Here is a 4,200-nt window from a genome sequence, read left to right on the forward strand (position 1 = left end):
ACCGCGGAACAGGGCGACCCGGCATTTCAGGCTGGCGGCAATTTCGGCCGGCGAACCGCGGTCATAGGTCAGCTTGCTCCACAGATGCGGGTCAAATTTCCAGGTCCAGCCATCGCTGCCGTCCGGCCGCTTTGCCGGCTTCAATGACTGGCGCGCGATATGGTCCAGCAGGAAAGCATTGGCGCAATCCTGTTCAGGCAGCAGCCGGAAACGCTGGAGTGCCACCTCGAAGGAGGCATAGACGCTGCCGCCACGGCTTGGCGGCGGCGAGTTGCGTTGCTCGCGTTCGGGCCGGACGGGGCTGTCCAGCACCGCGATCCCGGCCAGTTCAGCACCATATTCCGCCGCTGTTGCCAGCGCGACAAACCCGCCGAAGGAATGTCCGGCCATGAAGGGCGCACCAGCCTCGAAGGCCCCGCCGGCACGGCCGGCGGTGATGGCTTCCAGGGCATAGGTGTCCATGCGGTAGGCGTCGCGGTGATCGCTGTCGCCCATGCCTGACAAATCCAGCGCAACGACACGCCGTGTCTCGGCCAGGAAGGGCGCGATGGAATCCCACCAGTCCTTGTGGGCCACACCGCCATGCACCAGGATCAGGCCGGGCAGGCCGGTCTCGCCCCAGGCTTTCCAGTGAATGGTGGCATTGTCGACGATGACAGTGCCGGTTTCGGTCGGCACGGCGAGCGCGCGCTCGAACCAGGCCGGTGCGGGTGGCCTGGCGCCTTCATACTGGACAAGCGGAGCCGGCGGGCGCGCCGGACGGGGGGAGGTCTTTGTCATGATCCAGCGCTAGCGCCGATGCTGCGCTGCGTCAATCTCAGCCCGGCTGCATTCCGGTCAGAACGGGTATGGCGAATACCGCCCATGCATTATTGGCGATATGTCCGAGGACCGGTGCGGCGACGCGGCCGCTCACCAGTCGCGCCACACCCAGGGCCACGCCGAGCAGGGCGGTCGATGTCATCACCATCAGGCCCTGGCCGATATGGATCAGTCCGAAAGCGGCCGCCGAAATCAGGACGGCGAACAGGCCGGGCACGCCGCGCGCGATCAGCATGGGCAACATCCAGCCGCGGAACAGGACCTCCTCGACAATCGGTGCCGCCAGCATGGTCAACAGGATGATCGCCCACAGGGCCGCTCCATTGCTGACGAAATCATCGACATTGGAGACATCCTCCAGCTCGGCTCCGCCGGCCAGGGTCAGGCCCGGATCCAGCATCGCGATCTGGTGGAACCAGAGCGTCAGCGGGCTGCCAATGGTCAGCATGAAAACGAGGACGAGCAGACCCGCGAGATAGTCCTGCAGCCGCAACGGGATCACCGAGAAGGCGGCGCGGTGGGCGGCATAAATTCCGAAATGATGCCACATCAGCAGCGCCAGAACGCCATAGGCCACCGCCGATCCGGCGAATTGCGCCGTCTCCATCGTCAGGCCCAGCGCCTTGCCGTCGATCAGGGCCCAGGCGCCCTGGGAGAGAATCTGGAACACGATGGCGAGGCCGAATAGCAGACCGGGCCAGACCAGCATGCCGGGCAGGGAATGAATGAAGAGCAGCCGCTGGTGCTCCTGCAAATCCGAAAACCCGTCCCGCGCTGCAAACGGCCAGCGCACGCTATTCCCGGAAATTCGGCTGGCTGGATCGTTCATCATCGCGTCTCGAAGGCGAGGGCGGCCCCTCTCGGCAAGCTTATGCTTAACCGGTCCTTGCCGCCGCTTAAACGTGAAATTTAGAAGAGTGTCCCATAACGGTCCGCATAGACGCCCTGTCGGCAACGGCAGCGAGGTCAAAAGACCCGGCGAGAACAATGCGACCGAAAAGGCGTGGGTGTGATGGTGAAATCAGTTCTGATCGTTGATGACGATCCGACGCAACGCCGCCTTCTTCAGGCGGTGATCGAAAAACAGGGCTACCGCGTAGAGACCGCAGAAAGCGGCGATGCGGCCCTGGACCGAGTGGCTACATCGCCTGTCGATGTGATGCTGCTCGATCTGATCATGCCGGGGATGGATGGCATGGAGACGCTGGAAGCGGTCAAGAAGCGATTGCCGGATCTTCCGGTCATCGTATTGACCGCGAGCGGCGGGATTGAAACCGTAGTGGCGGCCATGCGGGCCGGCGCGTCGGACTTCTTCGTCAAGCCGGCCAGTCCGGAACGCATCACGGTCTCGATCCGCAATGCGCTGAAAGTCCAGAATCTGAGCGGCGAAGTCCAGCGGCTGACCCGCAAGGCGGCCAATATGTCCGGCTTTGCCGACATGATCGCCGATGCCGCAGCGATGCAGCAGGTTGTCCGGCTCGGTGAACGCGCCGCGCAATCGGATATCCCGATCCTGGTCACCGGCGAATCCGGCGTTGGCAAGGAATTGGTCGCCCAGTCGATCATGGCCGCGTCCAAGCGCGCCGGTGGTCCCTTTGTCGCGGTCAATTGCGGGGCGATCCCGGAAAACCTGGTCGAATCAACCCTGTTCGGTCACGAAAAGGGCTCTTTCACCGGCGCGACCGGCAAGCATATGGGCAAATTCCAGGAGGCCGATGGTGGCACGCTTTTCCTGGATGAAGTCGGTGAGCTGCCGCTCGACATGCAGGTCAAACTCCTGCGCGCCCTGCAAGAGGGCGAGGTTGATCCGGTCGGCTCCAAGCGTCCCGTCAAGGTCAATACCCGCATTATCTCGGCGACCAATCGCGATCTGACCGAGCGCGTCGCTGCCGGGGCTTTCCGCGAGGATTTGTTCTACCGCCTCAATGTCTTCCCGATCGAAGTGCCCTCCCTGCGTTCGCGCCGGGATGATGTACCCGCCCTGGTGCGTCACTTCATTGGCCGTTTCAATGCCCAGGAAGGCAAGGCGATCGTCGATGCGGCGCCGGAAACCCATGCCATGCTCAGCTCATTCGACTGGCCGGGCAATGTGCGTCAGCTCGAGAACGCGGTCTTCCGCGCCGTTATTCTTGCCGATGGCGATTATCTCACCCCGGCCGATTTCCCGCAGATCTCCGGCCTGATCCCCGATATCCAGAGCCGAGCGCCGAGTGCTGGGGAAATCTCTCCAGCGGCGGTCGAGCTGATTGCAGGCGCTGGCGAACCGGCCCCGGTCGAGATCATGGATGAGGGTGGCAATCTGCGCTCGCTCGAGGATATCGAACGGGACCTGATCGAATTCGCGATCGAGACCTATGCCGGACGGATGAGCGAAGTGGCTCGCCGCCTCGGTGTCGGCCGCTCGACCCTGTATCGCAAGGTCCGCGAATACGATCTCGATGTCGAAGGCGTCCGCGCCACCGGCTAGATTTCCAGACCAGCTTCCCAGCCACGGGATGCCTGCCGCGTGTTGTGCGGCAGGCTGTGAAGCGGGCCGGTTCCCTATGGGATCTGGCCCGTTTCTATTCCGGGCTGCGAAAGATTTCCCAAAAAAACGGGCCGTCTCCAGATGGAGGCGGCCCGCCATTTGGGGCACCGCGCCGGGGGGAGAGCGCGGGGCCGCTGGGGATGATGAAAATCACATGTGGGCGCTGGCGAGCCCGACTTCCCGCGGCGGCGGCATATTGATCGCCGAGCGTTCCTGCCAGGCGGCATAGACCGGGATCAGGGCGGCCTCGCGGCTGAAGGAAATCCTCAATTGCCGGACCAGGGCCAGCAGCGAATCCGTCATGCCGGCGACATTGGCGCTGCCCACTTCCAGGCCAAGTTCGACATGGGTGCGCAAGATGTCGATCCGGGCCATCAGATCGAGCAATTGCTCGTCGAGATGGGCGACATATTCGCGCGCCAGCGGATCGGCCGTCAGTGGCGCATAGATGTGGTCGGCCTTGAAGGCGCTCAGCCGGTCGAGCTGGGCAATCCCGCGCTGGAAGGCGCTCGCACCGCGAACCGAGGTAATTCCGTTTTCTACGGCCGAGCCAAGGCATTCCAGAATGCTTTCCTGCATCAGCTCCAGCTGATCCATCGGGTCGAAGCGCGCGTCGAACATTGCTCTGATCTCCTCTGATCGAAGGGCAATGATACGCGTTTGCCCGGACGGCGCGCCTGGCGATTGGGAATAGATTTAACGCCGCGCTAACACCTTGCCTCAAAGGCGAGTCTTGCCACCCTCGATCACGCGCGGCGTGAATCCGCCAGCCCGGCGGGCCGCTGGCTCTGACGCCGGGGCGTCGTCCGGAGACGCGGGCACCGGGACAGGGCCGGACACGCGTCCGGGCA

At 63.7% G+C, this 4,200-nt stretch carries 4 protein-coding genes; 1 reads left to right on the forward strand and 3 read right to left on the reverse strand.

Annotation, left to right across the window (positions count from 1 at the left end):
- Together AAC023_RS13805 and AAC023_RS13810 are read right to left on the reverse strand one after the other, a co-directional pair.
- Positions 1-780, reverse strand: a 780-nt coding sequence (locus AAC023_RS13805) for an alpha/beta hydrolase (RefSeq protein ID WP_339741773.1), incomplete at its 3' end; no start/stop codon positions are given.
- Positions 781-817: 37 nt separating this feature from the next.
- Positions 818-1,654 carry a type II CAAX endopeptidase family protein gene (locus AAC023_RS13810; RefSeq protein ID WP_339741774.1) on the reverse strand — a complete coding sequence of 279 codons (837 nt, stop codon included), beginning with the start codon at positions 1,652-1,654 and terminating at the stop codon, positions 818-820.
- Positions 1,655-1,834: 180 nt separating this feature from the next.
- On the opposite strand from AAC023_RS13810, the gene AAC023_RS13815 reads away from it, so the two are divergent.
- Complete coding sequence (locus tag AAC023_RS13815; protein ID WP_339741775.1) at positions 1,835-3,289, forward strand: sigma-54 dependent transcriptional regulator; 1,455 nt, start codon at positions 1,835-1,837, stop codon at positions 3,287-3,289.
- Positions 3,290-3,499: 210 nt separating this feature from the next.
- Here the strand turns inward: AAC023_RS13815 and AAC023_RS13820 are convergent, their stop codons facing one another.
- Positions 3,500-3,970, reverse strand: coding sequence for a hypothetical protein (locus tag AAC023_RS13820; protein WP_339741776.1), 471 nt, complete (start codon positions 3,968-3,970; stop codon positions 3,500-3,502).
- Positions 3,971-4,200: the final 230 nt, after the last annotated feature.

It is taken from the genome of uncultured Maricaulis sp. (genome assembly GCF_963976135.1).
GTDB lineage: Bacteria > Pseudomonadota > Alphaproteobacteria > Caulobacterales > Maricaulaceae > Maricaulis.